The organism is Pseudomonas sp. NPDC077186 (genome assembly GCF_044543505.1).
GTDB lineage: Bacteria > Pseudomonadota > Gammaproteobacteria > Pseudomonadales > Pseudomonadaceae > Aquipseudomonas.
Genome location: NZ_JBITWE010000003.1, coordinates 692,704 through 710,020 on the forward strand (window position 1 = coordinate 692,704; position 17,317 = coordinate 710,020).

The 17,317-nt window shown below is 57.5% G+C and carries 17 protein-coding genes and 2 pseudogenes; 6 read left to right on the plus strand and 13 right to left on the minus strand.

Annotated elements, in window-relative coordinates; all coding sequences use genetic code 11:
• Positions 1 to 4 precede the first annotated feature (4 nt).
• Positions 5 to 946, minus strand: a complete 942-nt coding sequence (locus tag ACIGKL_RS15160) for an L-threonylcarbamoyladenylate synthase (protein WP_112211125.1) — start codon at positions 944 to 946, stop codon at positions 5 to 7.
• A 367-nt stretch (positions 947 to 1,313) separates the two neighbouring features.
• The gene (locus tag ACIGKL_RS15165) at positions 1,314 to 2,030 is read right to left on the minus strand and encodes an SOS response-associated peptidase family protein (RefSeq protein ID WP_397487420.1); all 717 of its coding nucleotides are present in this window, start codon (positions 2,028 to 2,030) and stop codon (positions 1,314 to 1,316) included.
• Between the two features lie 94 nt (positions 2,031 to 2,124).
• Here ACIGKL_RS15165 and ACIGKL_RS15170 point away from each other — a divergent pair, with 94 nt between their 5' ends.
• Both ACIGKL_RS15170 and ACIGKL_RS15175 read left to right on the plus strand, forming a co-directional pair.
• Complete coding sequence (locus tag ACIGKL_RS15170) at positions 2,125 to 2,556, plus strand: LexA family protein (RefSeq protein WP_397487421.1); 432 nt, start codon at positions 2,125 to 2,127, stop codon at positions 2,554 to 2,556.
• The gene (locus ACIGKL_RS15175; RefSeq protein ID WP_397487422.1) at positions 2,543 to 3,820 is read left to right on the plus strand and encodes a Y-family DNA polymerase; all 1,278 of its coding nucleotides are present in this window, start codon (positions 2,543 to 2,545) and stop codon (positions 3,818 to 3,820) included. Before ACIGKL_RS15170 ends, ACIGKL_RS15175 begins: the two co-directional genes overlap by 14 nt.
• A 141-nt stretch (positions 3,821 to 3,961) precedes the next feature.
• Here the strand turns inward: ACIGKL_RS15175 and ACIGKL_RS15180 are convergent, their stop codons facing one another.
• The 7 genes from ACIGKL_RS15180 to ACIGKL_RS15210 form a co-directional block, all read right to left on the minus strand.
• Positions 3,962 to 4,234 (minus strand): hypothetical protein, encoded by a 273-nt coding sequence (locus ACIGKL_RS15180; RefSeq protein ID WP_234427170.1) that lies wholly within the window; start codon positions 4,232 to 4,234, stop codon positions 3,962 to 3,964.
• A gap of 106 nt (positions 4,235 to 4,340) precedes the next feature.
• Complete coding sequence (locus ACIGKL_RS15185) at positions 4,341 to 4,622, minus strand: hypothetical protein (RefSeq protein ID WP_121369340.1); 282 nt, start codon at positions 4,620 to 4,622, stop codon at positions 4,341 to 4,343.
• 339 nt (positions 4,623 to 4,961) lie between these two features.
• The gene (locus ACIGKL_RS15190; protein WP_121369338.1) at positions 4,962 to 5,195 is read right to left on the minus strand and encodes a hypothetical protein; all 234 of its coding nucleotides are present in this window, start codon (positions 5,193 to 5,195) and stop codon (positions 4,962 to 4,964) included.
• Between the two features lie 226 nt (positions 5,196 to 5,421).
• Entirely contained in the window at positions 5,422 to 6,024 is a 603-nt protein-coding gene (locus tag ACIGKL_RS15195) for a DUF6088 family protein (RefSeq protein WP_254469787.1), read from the minus strand.
• Between the two features lie 14 nt (positions 6,025 to 6,038).
• Positions 6,039 to 6,302 (minus strand): BPSL0761 family protein, encoded by a 264-nt coding sequence (locus ACIGKL_RS15200; protein WP_254469788.1) that lies wholly within the window; start codon positions 6,300 to 6,302, stop codon positions 6,039 to 6,041.
• A 66-nt stretch (positions 6,303 to 6,368) separates the two neighbouring features.
• Positions 6,369 to 7,769, minus strand: a complete 1,401-nt coding sequence (locus ACIGKL_RS15205; RefSeq protein ID WP_254469789.1) for a DEAD/DEAH box helicase — start codon at positions 7,767 to 7,769, stop codon at positions 6,369 to 6,371.
• Complete coding sequence (locus ACIGKL_RS15210; RefSeq protein ID WP_254469790.1) at positions 7,766 to 8,356, minus strand: hypothetical protein; 591 nt, start codon at positions 8,354 to 8,356, stop codon at positions 7,766 to 7,768. Before ACIGKL_RS15210 ends, ACIGKL_RS15205 begins: the two co-directional genes overlap by 4 nt.
• 102 nt (positions 8,357 to 8,458) lie before the next feature.
• Here ACIGKL_RS15210 and ACIGKL_RS15215 point away from each other — a divergent pair, with 102 nt between their 5' ends.
• Complete coding sequence (locus ACIGKL_RS15215; protein ID WP_034016988.1) at positions 8,459 to 8,689, plus strand: helix-turn-helix domain-containing protein; 231 nt, start codon at positions 8,459 to 8,461, stop codon at positions 8,687 to 8,689.
• A 13-nt stretch (positions 8,690 to 8,702) separates the two neighbouring features.
• On the opposite strand, the pseudogene ACIGKL_RS15220 reads toward ACIGKL_RS15215, so the two are convergent.
• A pseudogene (locus ACIGKL_RS15220) lies at positions 8,703 to 9,890 on the minus strand (UvrB domain 3-containing protein); the annotation flags it as partial.
• A gap of 1 nt (position 9,891) precedes the next feature.
• Here ACIGKL_RS15220 and ACIGKL_RS15225 point away from each other — a divergent pair.
• From ACIGKL_RS15225 to ACIGKL_RS15235, 3 genes and pseudogenes are all read left to right on the plus strand, one after another.
• Positions 9,892 to 10,776 (plus strand): annotated as a pseudogene (locus tag ACIGKL_RS15225) (N-6 DNA methylase); the annotation flags it as partial.
• Positions 10,773 to 11,039: a hypothetical protein gene (locus ACIGKL_RS15230; RefSeq protein WP_042928402.1), complete on the plus strand. Its 267-nt coding sequence runs from the start codon at positions 10,773 to 10,775 to the stop codon at positions 11,037 to 11,039. The pseudogene ACIGKL_RS15225 and the gene ACIGKL_RS15230, both read left to right, overlap by 4 nt.
• Positions 11,033 to 11,182, plus strand: coding sequence for a hypothetical protein (locus ACIGKL_RS15235; protein WP_162488654.1), 150 nt, complete (start codon positions 11,033 to 11,035; stop codon positions 11,180 to 11,182). Before ACIGKL_RS15230 ends, ACIGKL_RS15235 begins: the two co-directional genes overlap by 7 nt.
• Here ACIGKL_RS15235 and ACIGKL_RS15240 read toward each other — a convergent pair.
• The 3 genes from ACIGKL_RS15240 to ACIGKL_RS15250 all read right to left on the minus strand — a co-directional run bounded on the left by ACIGKL_RS15240 (position 11,169) and on the right by ACIGKL_RS15250 (position 17,198).
• Positions 11,169 to 13,121 carry a UvrD-helicase domain-containing protein gene (locus ACIGKL_RS15240; RefSeq protein WP_031653032.1) on the minus strand — a complete coding sequence of 651 codons (1,953 nt, stop codon included), beginning with the start codon at positions 13,119 to 13,121 and terminating at the stop codon, positions 11,169 to 11,171. The genes ACIGKL_RS15235 and ACIGKL_RS15240 overlap by 14 nt on opposite strands.
• Positions 13,118 to 15,472 carry an AAA family ATPase gene (locus ACIGKL_RS15245; RefSeq protein WP_031653030.1) on the minus strand — a complete coding sequence of 785 codons (2,355 nt, stop codon included), beginning with the start codon at positions 15,470 to 15,472 and terminating at the stop codon, positions 13,118 to 13,120. Before ACIGKL_RS15245 ends, ACIGKL_RS15240 begins: the two co-directional genes overlap by 4 nt.
• Positions 15,473 to 15,917: 445 nt before the next feature.
• The gene (locus ACIGKL_RS15250) at positions 15,918 to 17,198 is read right to left on the minus strand and encodes a site-specific integrase (protein WP_170842730.1); all 1,281 of its coding nucleotides are present in this window, start codon (positions 17,196 to 17,198) and stop codon (positions 15,918 to 15,920) included.
• Between the last annotated feature and the right edge of the window lie 119 nt (positions 17,199 to 17,317).

A 17,317-nucleotide genomic window follows, 5' to 3' on the forward strand; every position in this document is an offset into this window, starting at 1 on the left:
AGCCTTAAATCCGTTGACTGGCGCGGGCCAGGCGGTCGTGTACTGCCGCCCAGGCATCCTGATGTGGTGGCAGCTGGATATACAGGCGCTCCAGCCCCAGTGCATCGAGTTGATAAAGCGCCGCATAGAGACCGGCCGCATAGGCCTGCGGCTCGTTCCCCAGGTTTAGTGCCGGACCCTGGCTGGGTTGCGCCTGACCGCACCAGAGCCAGCCGTAAAGTGGCGAGGCGAGCGCCTCTGCAGGTGCCTGGTCGAAAGCCAGGCTCACAGTGCTGGGGGCGTAATGGCGATGGTGCTGGCCCGGGACGCGCACGCCACCGTCCTTACCTTCCAGCGGCTCGCCGAGCACAGCCTCCAGCTGAAGCTGGCCGAGCATGCCGCGGCGCAGCAGGCGCGGGCTGTCACCGGGCAGCAGGCTGACAATGCTCGACTCCAGGCCCACCGGGCAGGCGCCGCCATCGAGAATCCAAAGGTCACTGTCGGCAAACTGCTGCGCCACATGCGCGGCGCTGGTAGGGCTGATCGACATGTAGCGGTTGGCTGACGGCGCCACCAGGCCACCACCGAAGGCCGCCAGCAGGGCCTGCGCCTTCGGATGGGCCGGCACCCTTAGTGCCACACTGTCCTGGCCGGCGGTGACGCTGCGCGAAACCTCTTCACGAGCTGGTAAGACTAGGGTCAGAGGGCCCGGCCAGCAGGCATGCATCAGGCGCTGCGCGGCCGGAGAAACCTCTGCGGCCCACTCGACGACCTGCTCCGCGCGCTGTAGATGAACGATCAGCGGGTTGCTGCTCGGGCGTCCCTTGAGTGCAAACACCTGCTGGATGGCTGCATCCTGGCGCGCGTCGGCCGCCAGGCCATAGACGGTTTCCGTGGGCATGGCGACCAGGTGGCCGGCGCGCAGGCGGGCGGCGCATTTGTAAAAATCACTTGTGATAAAGGGCATAGCGAGGTGTGTGCAGAGTCTGAATCGTCAGATTCTCTCACGCATTGCGCATCGAAACTTACCCTTGGTCGAGGTGCGAATAGTGATTTCACCTAAAAAATTTGTGAGCACTTGCTGCTCCTGAATGGCAGCTTTTGGCCGATTCTGTTGAAAAAGTCGGTTTCAAAGAAAGCTGTTATTCGGCCGCTCAAAAAAGGCTCGATTTCGGCACTGCTACGTAAAACCCAAAACAGCTCCACCTTTGAACGAGCCAGATTTCAACGTCGACCATGCTCTTTCGTGGGCAAAAATCGCGGCGAGGCTTTTTCAACAGAATCGGCCGGTTCCCGCCGGTCGCAGCTGACTGATTCAGTTCATCTCCGGCTGATCAGGGCCGGTCGGGTGACTCTCTGGAATCAAGGGGTGCAATCAGCGCTGCCCCGGTGTTTTTCACGTTACCCACTGCCTTGCTGACCTGGTACCACTCAAACTCCTCGGACTGGAGGCCCAGCTCCCGCACGATCTGTTCGGCCCGCTGCGAAGTTGTGTCCGGGTCTATCCACTCGCGGGCCAAGTCCGCTGGCAGCACCACTGGCCGGCGATCGTGGATATCCAGCATGCCGCCCTGGGCGTCGGCGGTGATGATCACGAACCCATCGTCCTCGCGAACCTCGCTGCCGGCATGGGGGAGCTGGCCGATGGCGGCGAAGAACATCGGCTCGCCGCCGCGCAGGCGGATGAAGTAGGGCTGCTTGTGCTTCGGATCGCTCTCGTCCTTCACCCATTCATACCAGCCGTCAGCGGCGACCAGCGCGCGGTGCGGCCATATCTGCCTGAAGAACTTTCCGCTCGCCACTGTTTCGGCGCGGGCATTGATCGGCGGCGGCATTTTCCCCTTCTTCGCCCAGTGCGGGGCCCACCCCCATCTCACCGCGGCGATCGTCAGGCCGCCTCCCTCCGCGTGCAGCAGCTGCACGGTGGTATGTGGTGCCACGTTGTAGCGCTCGATCGGCAGGTTGTCATAGCCGCTGATCACCTCCTGCTCGCTGTTCAGCTCCCGCAGGTAATCCGCCACCCCCTGATACTGCGCAAATCGTCCGCACATGACCGTCCGCTCGTCATCGCCTTCCTCATTCTGATTGTAGGCTGGTTGGTTTGTTCTGTACTGTATATAAATACAGTATTATTACGGGTGTACCATGTCCTGCACGATCCTCGGGCCACTTAGCAGCAGCTCCGCGTGCCTGCCTTTGTATTCCTTCCGCGTCCCGGCCGGGTTTCCCTCGCCGGCGCAGGATCACATCGAAGCCGAGATATCCCTCGACGAGCTTCTCGACCTCCGCGCGCCGCATATGTATCTGGTGCGAATCAGCGGCGACAGCATGATCAACGCAGGGATGTTCGATGGCGACCTGGCTATCGTGAATCGGGCGCTGGAGGGGCGGCCGGGCTTAATCGTCATCGCCGCGCTCAACGGCGATGCCTTGGTGAAGCGCTTGGCGAAGGAAGGCGAACAGATCGTTCTGCGGGCGGAGAACCAGGCTTACGCGCCGCGCTACGTACTCGAGGGGGATGAGCTACTGATCTGGGGCGTGGTCACTCACAGCGTGCGCTGCCATGCCCCAGGCTGAGTCGGCAATTGCCCTGATCGACTGCAACTCGTTCTACGCCAGCTGCGAGCGGGTGTTCCGCCCGGATCTGCTGCGTACGCCTATCGTCGTGCTGTCGAACAACGACGGCTGCGTGATCGCCCGTTCGGCCGAGGCCAAGGCGCTGGGCATCAAGATGGGCGAGCCGTATTTTCAGATCCGGCACAAGCTTCGGCAGCACGGCATTCTGGCGTTCTCCAGCAACTACGTGCTTTACGGCGATATGAGCCAGCGGGTGATGACAATCCTCGAGGGGATGGTCCCGGCGCTGGAGGTGTACAGCATCGATGAGGCGTTTGCCGACCTGAGCGGTATGCCCGGCAGTCTGGAGAGGCTAGGCCGGGAAATGCGTGCCCGGGTGCTGCGCTGCACGGGTATCCCGGTGGGGGTGGGCATTGCCCAGACCAAGACCCTGGCCAAGCTGGCCAATCGTGCGGCGAAGCAATGGCAGCGGCAGACCGGTGGGGTCGTGGACATCCGCCAGCCCGCCAAGCGCGACAAGCTGCTGAAGGTGATGGAGGTCAGCGAGGTCTGGGGCATCGGCCGGCAGCTGACCGCCCACCTGGCCGAGATGAACATTCGTACGGCCTGGGATCTTGCCCAGGCCGACGCCTGGACACTGCGCAGCAAGTTCTCGGTGGTGGTGGAGAAGACCGCCCGTGAGCTGCGTGGCACATCCTGCCTGGCGCTCGAGGAGCAAGCAGCGCCGAAGCAAGAGATCTGCTGCAGCCGGATGTTCGGCAAACGCCTGCATGAGCTGCCGCCGATCCGCGAAGCGCTGGCCACCTACGCGGCGCGGGCCTGTGAAAAGCTGCGTGCGCAGCACTCCCTGTGCAAGAAGGTGCGGGTCAGCATCCGCACCGGCATGTTCAACCCGGACGAGCCGAAATTCGCCAAGGGCATTATCTGCGAGTTGCCCTATCCGACCGACGATACCCGGCTGATAACCAAGGCTGCCAGCGCGGGGCTGGAACTGATCTACCGGGCCGGCTTTGCCTTCAGCAAGGCGGAGATCCTGTTGATCGATCTGCGTCAGCGTGGCGAGTTCACCGACGACCTGTTCGTCGCCACACCGCCAGTGACGGCCGAGCGGCTGATGGGCGTGATGGATGCGATCAATGCGCGCTGGGGACGGGGAACCATGCGCCCGGCAGGGGTGCCGGCGCAGCCGGACTGGGGCATGCGCCGGGAGATGATGAGCCCGAGCTATACGACGCGGCTTGATCAGTTATGGCGGGTAACCTAAGCGCTTGAGGCGGCCTACCCTGGAAGAGACAGGTGTCCTCCAAGAGCAGCCTGAGTGCGAACTGATTCGCTCTAGTTGATTCAGACGTTCATTGCCCCAGAACAATCAGCGAGGCTGGACTGACTGGAGGCGGTTGCGGCTCTATGATGAAACCTGCCTGATATCCAACACGACCCAGACCTCATACCCTTTCTCCCGAGCCGCTTTCTCGGCCTCAAGTTGGGCAGTGAGTGTACTGATGGAGCGAGAGCGGTGCTCGAAGCGGAATGGCGAGCCACCGTTCTTGCGCACGCTCAATTCAACGAGCGTGAAGGTGGAGTGCTGTTTGGGTCTTGGCCGCTTCGATTCTGATGGAGCGAGATCAAGACCGAGTGCACGCCGCATCTCGACTTCAGTGAGCTTTGTGTCAGTCAAGCTAGATCCCTAGACGATTGCCGGTGACGCCATTGTAGCGAGGAGTCTTGATGACATGGCCTGAGTTTGATGCTGGCGAGCCAATAACCTCATCTCTGCGATATGGCTACGAATCGCCAAAGTAGTCATAACGGGCGACTAGTCCGAATGGGCGTTCCTCGCAAGGCTGCTCATCGCTGAACAGATTCTGCGTGCGGCGCTCCTGCTTCAAAAACGCTAGTGCCGCGAAAAAGCAACTTTCGCATAGATTGACTCGATAGCGTTCGCCATCATGCCCTGCGCCATAGGCCCAGAGCGCCTGGAGCGTCCCGAACTGCTCGCCGTATCCCGGCACCCTCGTAGTGGTAGCGCATACATCGCAAATGGTGTCTTTATGGGGCTCTGTCATCGGGCAGTCCTCGTTTTCGCAGCCGTCGAGAATAACCGGGGCACTGTGCAACGAAGCGCTTTTTGCCAATTTGTCAGCGCCGCTGCGTCAGCTCAAGCATGGCCTGGTGTGCCATGCCAGCGGTGGATATGGCAGGCCTTCGACAACTGAACTGGGCTATCCAAAGGAGGATTCAAAAGCAGCTGCGCTGATATGCTTATCAACAGCTGCTGATGCAGAAATCCGCAATCCGACTGGGACAATTTTCCATCAGCGCCAACACTTAAAGCTGTCCAACGACGACCTGTGCCATGACTCGTAACGCGACGAGTGTCCGGAGATGCGGTTGGCGTTGGTTCGTCATGGTTGTCCGCTGCACGTTTCTTGCGTTGCCGGCGGCGACCACTCCATTCCCTCTTCGAGGATCGGATGGCTTTCGCTCACGACGATCAACGGTTTGTTCCGATTCACCAGCGCGAACATGGCGATGGAGCCTTCGACATCCGCCACCGGCACCTCCCCCTGTGGGTCAAGCCTGCCAACCCAGACATATTGCCGGGTCTCCAAACATGCAAGGTAATACGAAATACCCATGTTTCCTCCGAATTCGAATCAAGTCTTTTGCTGTGCCAATCCGGAACGGGAGGCAGTACTGCCGCAAACATCAAATGTTACCGCCAATGCATTTTTGACCCAGGTGCCGACGCTATTCTGACCCAACCCAGCAGTCTGAAAGCGAAATTCTACAACTCGTTTGGTGCTCGAAACTGGGTCAATGAAATTCCGGCATGTGGGTGGAAAATGCACCGGCGGCAACAGGTCATGTCAGCTCCAACGCTATACGCATCCATTTCGGCATTTTGCAGGCCATCAATATATTTAGATCTTCAGCTCTGAGCGCTTTTTTGATCGCGGCAATGCACTCCGGGGTCGAGCCGTCTTTACCGAGATAAAATAGTGCGCTGATAGCCGTCCCTACCTCGGTCCCGGCACGCTGCATGACCATTGGTGCCGCATGTACCAACCGGACCTCAGCCTTCCCCATAAAAAATGATCGGCTGGGTCCGCTGGTGTAATAGATCGGAATGAGCGGCATCTGGGTGCTCAGTCCAAACAACCTGACCGCATGAGCGCCATGAATCTGTAGAACATGGCGGTTCTGCCTAGCGATCAAGCTCACTACTTCCCATACATTTGGGCGAACCCGTGCAACGTATCGACTGGATTTCGGGCGCATGTAAATTCCTCGATGCACCCGTTCAAGTTCGCCTTGGCTGACCAGCCGAGCTACTGCCTTGGATATGGCGCCACGCGCTCCAAGCTCCGCAAAGCGGCAGATGCAGAAGGGTTGCCCTTTGGGTAAGCGCTTGACCCGTTGCGCAATGCGGGTGGATACCGGCAGAGCAAAATCAGTGCTGGACATTGCGGCTCTCATTTCTATCGCGTGAAGTCCAATGACGAGCTGAACAGCGGCTGATGGAAAGCGATCACCCGCCGTCGATATTCATCATCTGGTGCATCGCTCACCAGGCACTCTTCAAGGCGCCCCAACGAGAGGATTTGGTCGGCCGACGGATAGTGCCTAAGCAGGCTTTTCGCATAGCTGCGGATATCCTGGGGCAGTTCAGTGTCGCGAGAGAGCTCTCGCAGGAATTCTTCGGTCTTGATGACGCTGCGGGTTCTTTCGCAGGGAAGGGTCAATGCGGTTATCTCCTGATTCAGTCAACCACGTCTGCCGACGCTTGAATTTTGACCTCCATACAAGCATCAAAAGCAAGCTAGCAACTGTTGCCGGTAGTGCTTGGAAAAGCTGACCTGATGGCTTGGCTCAGCGGCAGAGCCCCCCAAGGATAAGGTGGATGTTGCGCCTGCCCCAATAACCTGCTCGATGCCACTCCCAATACTGTCATCCACGCTATCGATATTGCCGGCAGCCCCAATCCAGCCAGATACTGAACCTGAGGTTGAGGCTGGCATCTCTACCTCGTTCAGCACAGCCAGGTCATCTGGCAGATCATCTGCAATTCGCTCTGCCAAGCGCTGCAACGTCGACTCTGCCATCATGAACAGCCAAGCCTGATCATCGGGCTCGCCTGTGCGCCGAAGCACTCGCCCCAGCACTTGCCGGTAATGCAGCTCGGTGCGGATGCGGCTGAGGTAGCAGCACACCTGGAGGCGGGGGATGTCCGTGCCTTCGCTAATCATTCCAACGGCGATAATCCAACGGCAGGCGCTGTGCCTGAACGCGTTGATCACCTGCTGCGCATCCGGGGTTTTGTTAGTCACGATGCGGCAACCTTCACCCCTGGCTTCCAGGGCCAGGGCAACTTGCTGGGCGTGCTCGATGTCGGTGGCAACCACCAAGCCAGCCGCATCAGGCTTGATCAGGCGAAGCTCATCCAGCTTAGCGCACCCAAGACCGAGCAGTTGATCGATCACCTCGTCATGGCGCAGCAGCTCTTCGTAGGTGACAGGGGATTCCCCCAATAGTTTGGCGATGCTGGGAAACAGCCTGACAGTGCTCTCAGTGTCTAGCTCCTCGGTAAGTTTTACCTTCTGGTTGTCGAGCAGGACAATACGAGGGGAGCGGCACACGCCGTCGGCAATGGCCTCTTTCAGGCCGTAGCGGTAGTCGCAGATCAGGCGTCCCTCGGGTGTCGAGTAGCGCGCCAGGGCAATGGCCCTGTCGTCCGAACGCCAGGGCGTACCGGAAAGTGCCAAGGTGAAGGCGGCGCGGTCTTGTATCCGGTGCAGTATCTGCTGCCCCCAAGCGTTGCTTAGCACTGGATCATGACCAGCGCAGTGATGGATTTCATCGAAGACCACGAATACGCGGTAGTCATCAAGAAGCTGCCAGAACCCCTCATCTCGGTATTCCATGGCCTGGTAGGTGAACGCCGCCCCCACTGCGCCGATCTGACCGTCCAGACGCCTGCCAAGCACCGTAGCAAAGGTCGAGCGAAAGCCCTCGACAACCTGGCAGGATGGCGCGAAGCAGAGCACCAGATCGATTCTGTCCTGCTCAAGCAGTCTGCTGGCCAGCTCTGCCGCCATGCGCGTCTTGCCGGCCCCCGGCGTTGCCTGGCAGAAGAAGTGCGGCGTGGCGGTAAAGTGCTCCAACGCCGTGTTGATGCAGCTGAGTTGCCAGTCTCGCAGCGATAGAGTCATCGTGCGGCGGCAAGCGTCTTGAGTGTCTTCTCGATGGCGCGGAGATGACCCAGCAGGCGCGAGCTGCGGTCTCTAGCTTCCAGATACTCGCCTTCGACCTTGTCCCGGAGATGCGGCATATCATCCAGGAGCAGCTTGTATCGCTCCGCCTCGCCCATCGAAGACAGGAAGTCCAACCGGATCTCTTTGTGGAGCGCTTCCAAGTGTTCATCTGCATCGGGTGAAGGTTTCAGCGGTACAGCCGCAGTATCAATTACTGACGGCTCCTGCTCTGGCTCAAAAGCAGTCTTGAGGCTGTTCTCGAACCCGTTGTCGATCAGCTCCAGCTGCAGATGCGCCGGGATGGGCTGCAGGTGGTAGACCTGTCCCCGCGCACGGCGCTCTTCATCATGTACAAGCCAGCCCTTGCGAACCATTCGGCGGATCTGCTCATACACGTAGCGGCGCACATCACCGATGCGAAAAGTTATGCCTTCCAGGCGCTTGGCATAGGCATCGCGCAGCTCACCGGTCGTGAACCTTGTGTGCCCTTCCTCCTGAAGCAGCTCATACAGACGCCTGTCGAAGATAAACGAGGCCGATTTCATTGAGGCACCAGAAGAGTCATCGCGAAAAATGCGGATTATAATCCGTGGCCCGTGCGTCCGCAAACGCAGGATAGTGCCGCCTCAAGTGGAATTGAGACGGTCATGGAGAAGTTGGCGAAAGCGTTAGGGGAACGCATCCGAACACAGAGGAAGACCTGCCGGCTTTCTCAGGATGCACTGGCGCTGGCCTGCAGTATCGACCGTAGCTACATGGGGCGGATCGAGCGTGGTGAAGTAAACATCACCGTCGAGAAGCTCTATCGGATCGCAGCCGAACTCGCCTGCGACCCGACCTGTCTTCTACCTCAGATGTCAGAGCTGCAACCCACCTGATCGACATCGCCCCTCAAGAAGGACTGAAATCACCACCGCTGTTACTTTGCCCCAAGCCTCCCGCCGCCGTCAGCATCTTCAAAATCACCAACGCAAACGCCCGGCTCTTGGTCTCGTTATCCAGCACTTCCAGCGATAGCTTCTCGTGGTCGGTCATGGCGTCCAGCACGGTGTCCAGCACCCGCTTGGGGAACAGGCCGTGCATCACTTGCTCCACCGAGTGGTTGTTCACCTGGGCCATTACATCCTCCTGGCGGCTGATGCGATTGGCGATGCCGGTGAGGAACTGCAGCTGGTCTTCGTCGCTCACCTCGGCACCGAAGATATCGTTGAGCGCCTCGATGATTTCCGATAGCCGCTTCTTCTCCGGGTCATGGGGTTTGCCGCTGCCCAGCCCTGTGGCCGGATCGAGGCCGTATTCGCCGCCTTCCTCGCTCAAGCGCAGCTGGTGCTCGGCGCGCTTTGTCAGGCGGTAGTGGGTCAGTTGCAGTTCGCCCACGTCCACGTCTTCCTGATCGAGGCGATCCACGCGCAGCAGGGGGTATAGATGCTTGGCGTACACGCACAGCTGCTCCAGCTCGCGATCCTCGTAGGGGATGATCTGCGAGAGGAACTCGTACAGGCGCACAAAGCTTTGCAGGTTCTTCTTGAACAGGTCGAGCTGATCAATCTGCTCGCCGGCTTCCTTCACTGCCGCCTCGGCCTTTTTCAGGCCGGCGCTGTCGCCGTTCTTCTCGGCGGTACGCTTGAATTCCAGCGCGTGCTGGCGTGCTTCCTGGGCCAGCTTGTAGCGCTTGGCAAAGCGTTCCTTGGCCGGCGCGCAGTAGTAACTGAGTTTGCTGGCGGCGGCCTTGGGGTCGAAGAAGGCCAGCGCGAACGCCGCCACTTCTTCCCAGTGGTAGATGCCCTCGGCATCCAGCTTCTTCTGCAGGTCATAGATGAGCTGCGGGTCGGTCACATCGGTCAGCTCGGCCTTGGTGTAGTACGGCAGGAAGGCGTCGAGAATGTCCTGGGCGTCGTTGAAGAAGTCGAGGATGAAGGTCGGCTTGCTGTCGCCAAAAGTGCGGTTCAGGCGCGACAGGGTTTGCACGCAGTCCACGCCCTGCAGCTTCTTGTCCACGTACATGGCGCACAGCTTGGGCTGATCGAAGCCGGTCTGGTACTTGTTGGCGGCGATCATCACGTTGAAGTCCTGGGTGTCGATTCGCCGCTATCTGCTGCAGAACGATCTGGTCGAGGCGATCATCGCCCTGCCCACCGATATGTTTTACAACACCGGCATCGCCACCTATGTGTGGGTGCTGAGCAACCACAAGGCCGCCGTGCGCCAGGGCAAGGTGCAGTTGATTGATGGCAGCCAGCACTTTGCCAAGATGCGCAAGTCGTTGGGCAGCAAACGCCAGTACATCACCGAGGAGCAGATCGACGAACTGGTGCGCCTGTATGGTCGCTTCGAGGAAACCGCGCAGAGCAAGATCTTCCCCGTCGAAACCTTCGGCTACCGGCGCATCACCGTCGAGCGTCCGCTGCGGCTGAACTTCCAGACCAGCGCCGAGCGCATCGAGAAAGTGCTGGAAGAAAAATCCATCGAGAAGATGGAGGCACCGGCCCGCCAGCGCCTGATCGAAGCCCTGCAGGCGATGGACGAAAGCCAGCTGCATCGCAACCGCGAGCAGTTCAGCAAACTGCTGAAAAAGACCCTCAGCGCCCACGACGTATCGCCCAGCACGCCCGAGCTGAAGGCCATCCTCAGCGGCTTAAGCGAGCGCGACCCGGAAGCAGATATCTGCATGGTCAAAGGCCAGCCGGAAGCCGGTGCCGGCCTGCGCGACAACGAGAACGTGCCGCTGGGTGAGTCGGTCTACGACTACTTCGAGCGTGAAGTGAAACCCCATGTGCCGGATGCCTGGATCGACGAAAGCAAGACGGATGCGCAGGATGGCGAAGTCGGCGTGGTCGGCTTTGAGATTCCGTTTAACCGGCATTTCTATGTGTTCCAACCGCCGCGCCCGCTGGCAGACATCGACCGCGACCTGAAAGCCTGCACCGACCGCATCAAACAGATGATTGAGGGGCTGTCGGCATGACGTTTCCCGTGTATCTGGCGTACAAGGATTCCGGGGTTGAGTGGCTGGGTGAGGTGCCGGAGCATTGGGCTGTGCATCCACTCAAGCGGGCTATTGAACGAATCGAGTCTGGCACCAGTGTCAATGCGGCGGATTTTCCAGCCGAGCCTGGTTCCTTGGGCGTTCTGAAAACCAGTTGTGTTTACACAGGAAAATTCGACTGGGCCGAAAACAAGACGGTGGATGATGAAGACCTGAGCAGAGTCAGCTGGAGTGTGTGCTAGAGCCGACTAAGGAAGCGGTGATCCGTGAGTCCTACGCGCAGGAAGGTCGGCCTGATCTGGTGCGCGAGCGGCTGTTGCTGCGTGCCGCCGGGCAGCAGTTCTTCAATGCCTCCAAGCTGACCCTGGGTACTACAAAGCGGTAAGCTCGTTCTCGGTAAACCATTCGGACTGTTTGATTGCGTCGAGCGCTGTAGCGGGGTTCTTCGCCCAAAGAACCAGAGCGAGGCTTTCCTCGGCTCGACTGCAGGTGACATAAAGTAGCCTTAGGGTCCGATCAATAGTGGTCTCTTTTCCCCCGTCAACGTTCTCAAGATCAGTCGGGCTCAATTCCTCAGCGCCGAAGAGCTTGTCGTAGGAGAACCACGTGCCGCCAGCTTCCTCATCATCCATGATGACCATGACATGCTTGAACTCAGAACCTTTAACGACTTGATGCGTCGCGAGTTCGGTTTCACCCCCAAGATAGGCGTGATAACGAGCAATTTCTTGCCAGGGCGTGCCGAAGAGGGCGTGCCAGCCACGCTTACGTCGGTCCTCCTTCGCTTCCTTGCTCCTTGTCTTTGGCTCTGGAGGAGGCGGCGACGAATCACCGTAGGCCTCGACTAGGCGACTATCCGCTTCGAAGAGGCTGGCTTCGATGATTGGTTCCAAGACTTCTCGCACGGTTATTCCGGGCTTGGCGGCGGCGGTTGCGAACCTCATAACTGCAGCGTGAGCTTTGTCCAGCGCGGCCTGACGCTCGGCGCGAGATTCCGGGACATTTGCAAGTGCGCCGTGCCTACGCAACACATCCATGACGGCGAACTCGTTCACTGAACCATTAGGCTGCAGACATTCGGCAAGTTCAACCATTGGGCCGAGGAGCGGCCTCACCATAGTGGGCCCCGTCCGCTCGCCATTGCTCTTGGGCACCGCGGCATCCTTGTCCAGCAGCTCAATCGAGCGGTATGCCTCGTAAAAATTGCCTCGTTTGGCGGCAAGTTTGTGTTCAAGGGCGAGGGTTTTGTAACCACGCCCACGCTCTTGCCAGGCGGATAAGGCAGTCTCGGCCGACATGGCCAACGCGCATTCCGTTTCCCTCCGGATCTTCTCGGCGGAATCCGTCTTAGCATCGCCGACAAAGATTCGAACGGTTCCACCGTTTTTCTCTGTCCTAGGGTGCTGGGGGACACCCGTCTTGGGTTGAGTACGGCCCTGGATGTCCGAGCCCCAAATCTTGTTAATGAGTTCAACAATGCGCTTTTGGCTACGATGATTCATCTGCAATGCAGGGCGCGCCCAGTCTTCCGGCACGTGTGACGGTAAGTCGTGGTGACCGTCAGGGTAGATTCGCTGCCGATGATCCCCGAGGAGCCCCAATGTGATGCGATCCGGACGGTTTTTGGAGAGTTCAAATAGTGCATCAAGTACTCCCTTCATCGTGTCCTGGGATTCATCAATAAGGATGAGGGGGTGACGGTCTTCTAGGATGCGCTGCAGCGTTGGGCGTTTAACAATTAGCCATGCGGTCACGTCCAGAACGTTAGTGTGCGATAGCGCCCCCGGACCGAAGGTGTTTCTGTCCGGGCTATACCTAAATTCATCAGTCTTCCGTAATTCCTCCGCCTCTGCCTCGATCTCCGCATACTTCCGCCGGTCGGTGTCGGACTCGCCCCTTTTCTTACCCATCGCATGGGCCTTGGCAGCCACAAGATCTTCGGCATTGAACGCAAGCAAGGCTTCCCGGATGTCATCATCAAAGCCCTGGATGAGTTCCCAGCAAAAGGAATGGATGGTCGATACTTCGGTCAGGTAATTTTCGCCGAGACGACCGTTGACGACGGCGGTCGCGTTTTTGGTGTAGGTGATAACACGCACCGACTGTCCACGAGACCTAAGTCGTTCTGCATAGTGAGCCCCTGCTTCATGCTTTATCACTCCAGTGACTCGACGCAAAACCTCAATTAGCGTGCGAGTCTTTCCGGACCCTGCGCCAGCGAAGAGAAAGAAACTCCGAGGCGGGGTTGTCGTGATGTAGCCGCAGATATCTTCGACGACATGAGCGTCGCGATCGTTTCCAAACGATGGCAGAGCGGTACTCAAGGGGTCTCTCCCGCAGTGACGTTGAGTTGCCCGCTCAGCCAGGTGAGCGCGTCTGTGATGTATGCGGGGCATTTCAGGTCTTGGCCAGCATTTAGCCGTTCGAACAGGGTTGCCGCGAAATCTCCTTTACTGAAGCTCCCGCGGAGCATCGCATGGAGTTCCTTGAGCAGCTCGGCGTGGTCTGGGTAGTCGAGCACAAGACCTATCACCTTTGCCAAGGTGCCGCGGTGCTTTACTTTGGCAGCGGTGATGGGGTCAACCTCCTCTTCCAACGCTTTGAACCAATCGATGTTGGAGAGAACTAGAGAGTCCTCAAACGAGCTGGGCCACTGCTCGCTGGCAGCCGCAACCGGAAGCTGCCACGCGAAGCGGACTTGAGCGCCCGTGTCGGATGTCCACACCAGCTGGGCAGGCGTCGGCTTTCCAAAAGCTTGAAACTCCGCCAGCATCGGATGCCATGAGGTCAATGTGTCATTCCCACACTCTAACTTTTCTTGGCCGGCGATGTGCACCGCTGCCCGGACTAGGCGCCCCTTATCGGTTCGGGTTGGCAGAACCGGATCCAAGTCAGTGATAACGATCGTCGGAATCCCCAATCGCTCCACCAGGGGTTTAAGGCGGTGAGCGTGGCTACCGCCGATGTCGAGGAAAGAAACGTACTTCTTGGCAAGCTTGGGGAAATCCCGCTCGATGAAAAGTGGCACCAGCATTCTCTCTGCTGTTCCTTCCACGAAGATGGCGGCGTCAGCGAAAAGCAGGTCGGTGTGTTGCACCTGAAAGTAGCGTTCGGCGAACGTCCTGGTTGGAGCGTCTTCGCCGAACGCATCGCCCAGGTTAACGACCTGCGTGCTGGGTTTTGCGCCAAGTCCCGTGCTGGCCACCCGCCTCACGTACCGTAGCCGCGTGAAGTTGTCTCCATGAGCCAGATGGCTCGAGTGCGTGCTGATCAGCAGCTGACTGCGGAGGTAGCTATGCACGTGCTCCTTTGGACGAATGAGCTCGTGGGCGTTCTTCGAAAAATTTCGTTGAACCTGAACGTGCAAATGGGCCTCAGGCTCTTCAACCATCACGAGGTGAACTGCCGCCGGACTGCCCTGCGGCGGATTGAGGCGTGCGGCGCGGAACGACACGAGCATGAAGCTCAGAGACTGCAGATTCTGATAGCCGAGGCCAATAGAGTGTTCAGGCAAGGACTCATCAACAGCAGTTTTGTCCAGGAGGTACTGTACGGCCGTGCTGTGAGCAAGAAGGTCTGCGGTCTGGATTCTTGTACGAAAATGGAACTGGTGAGGGTCATGTAGGCCTGGGTAACCCAGAATCTCCACGTCCTCCATCGCTGGCTTTAACGCCTTGTAGATAGATTTGTCGAGGTCTGCTTGTGCATTAGCAACGGCCTTGACCAAGTCTTCTCGATGTCCGTGACCGGATGGGGCTACGTTCAAGTGTTGCCGAGCGAACTTCATGAGTTGGCTTGAGAACAATCCGGGCCGAGAACTTGCGGACTCTGACCGCATTTCGTCCTCTTCGGCACCGAGTCCTCGTTGAGCCGGTACAAAATCCACACGAATGAGCTTGCGCAGATGCTGTAACTCGATCGGTTGTGATCCAAGTGGCAGCTCCTGCAAGTCACGGCGCGATTTATCGGCCAAGGGGCCCTTCACGGGGTCAAGACGGTAAGCTGCTATGCGTCGCAGATCTGCAGAATGTCTAAGCCAGTAGTCAAGCAGATCTATCGGCCAGGCATGGCCATCCTTCGGAAGCTCTCGGACCGGGGCGCGCGCCTCACGGTAGCGCCAAGCCAGATTGCGAAGTTCGTTCGCGTCTGCAACAGGTTCGAGCCGTACCCGTACACCAACTGCGCCACCCGACCACTTCAGCGAGGTGATGAACGGCGCAACATGGCTGTACGCCCCCTCCTTAGCGTCGAACCAAAGATCAATGAAGGGCATGCACGCCTGGAGTTCCTGATACTCGGCTTCCCATGATTCGGCATCCTTGGAGTCCGTCGTGGGATCCTCATCAAGTGCCTCCCAGCGGTGGCATACCTCGCGCAACTTCGCCCACTGCGAAAGGCTAATGTCGAACGCGCGGAATCCGGGTGACTCGCTCAAGAAGTTGCGGAGGACTGTGAGAAGGGAAGTTTTGCCGCTGTTGTTGGCACCTACCAAAATGGTAGTGACCTCGTCGAGCTCAAGTCGGGTCTTGGCTAGGCGTCGAAAATTACAGACCTCAAGGCAGGCGAGCCGGAGCGGCGGGGTGTCGATAGCTACAGCTGCTTTGGGGGAAGGCCCCGCTGGGATCAAGGGTGGGCTATCGGTGAGAGAGGAAGCAGAGATCTGGTCTGTGGTCATGGTGCCTCCATGCGGCCGCCCAGTTACTGAAGACAAGGACACCTCGGCATAGTAACCAGGTGCTCAAGACATTGAGCATACTGTCACTTGGCCAGGACGGAAGATAGTTCCAGCTTCCACCTGTCACGCAAATATTTCCGCCTTTCCAACAAATACCTATGGAGAATTTGCTAACCGGACGATGAATCAATCCGCTGCTGCCAAGATTACAAAATTATGCGCAATTATGTGAAAATTCATAATTTCACCGCGCGAGCTGCCGTTGCGCTCAGAAGAACACACGGAACACCCTCCCAATGCAGGAATCAGGTAGGAAAATTATTGGGGAAATTGCGGCAAGCTTGGACTGCGGGTTCAGGCCAATGCCGCCCCAAGAGGCTGAAGGCAGACCATATCGACGTGTCCAGAGCTGTTCACCAAGAAGGCAGCATCTCTAGTGCCTGTTCTATACCACAATCTCAGAGTAATTATGTCGGTCTAAAATAGCGGACAAACCAGCATCAACGCGTGAGCGATGAAGATCAGTCAGAAGATTGTCGTGCACATATCGGTTGACTAGATGAACATAGTATTCAAGTGTAGTTCTAACATCAGTGTGGCCCAGCATTTTCCTGAGATCTTCGTCGAGCGCTGCATCGTAAACAAAACTCCTTCCAAGTCTATTCTGGGCTTTCAACGCCTCATAAACAAAATATGTCGCACAGGTGTGCCTGAGCATTCGTGCATTGAATCGCATGGCTTTAAACTCAGTAGCGCTCTCGGAGCTCTTCGCTGCAGAAACCACCTTGCTAAAGTTATAACCAAGCATTCCATGAGTAACAACATCACCACGAGCGGAAAGAAACAAATCACTATTCCTTGGTGGAATGCCATGCTTAGCCTCATATAGCTTCGCTCGTTGCCGCCTTAAGGGTAAATAATTCTCGCAAATAACTCTCCACAGCTTCCCTGGGAAGTCTATGGAACGCCATTTTCCCTTGGACCTAAAATAATAATAGATAGTTCCATTATCTAACCCTTCTGGGTACTCACCCTCATCATAAGGAATGAATCCATAATTTTCATTTTTCCCTCGGTAAGGCAATTGAAAAAGATCAATCGGTCTAAGCCCGGTAATTCGTATGATCGCTGCGATAATTTGATAAACAGGATCATTCATCACACCGAGAGCTATTTCATAATCAGTTTGCCTTACAAATTTTTGCATTTCTCGTTGATGCATTGCTGGTCTACCACTGGGCAGATTAAATCCCAAGGTAGTAACTTTAACCCCTGGGTCGATATGGGCCAGGAGTTTCTGGTCTTTCAGCATGTATCGGATATCAGTCCTACTGATATCCAAATAGTGTTTATAGCCCTGCCTATCGGCCCACTGATAGAAGCTCCAGACCCTTGCCGCAATGTGATACATGGTTTTGTGAGACGGGCCATAAGGAAGCGCATCCGTTGGAGATGCTATGTGAACAAGGAAGGCATCAAAAACATCCTCATCCACCAACTGCCAGTTCTGCGCGCCAAATACAACTTCAGCCCCTTCGATTGGGCTATCGTCCAACCACTGCAAAAACCTTCTCAGGATATTCGCATAGTTTCTTGTCGTTTCATCACTCCTTGAACGTATCTTCGAGACAGCCATCGCCCACATGGTCGGTGCTTCAAGGACGTTATGATTATCATCAAAATAAATCCCTACGCGCTCTCGCATATAGCCAGAGTGGCTGGCCAAACCGTTTCCAAAATGAAGGATACACATAACTATTTTGGCCTCGATAAGGGGTACACCACAAGCGAATTAGAAACTTCATTTAAATAGTCATTGAACTTACAAAGCGAAGCAGACAAATC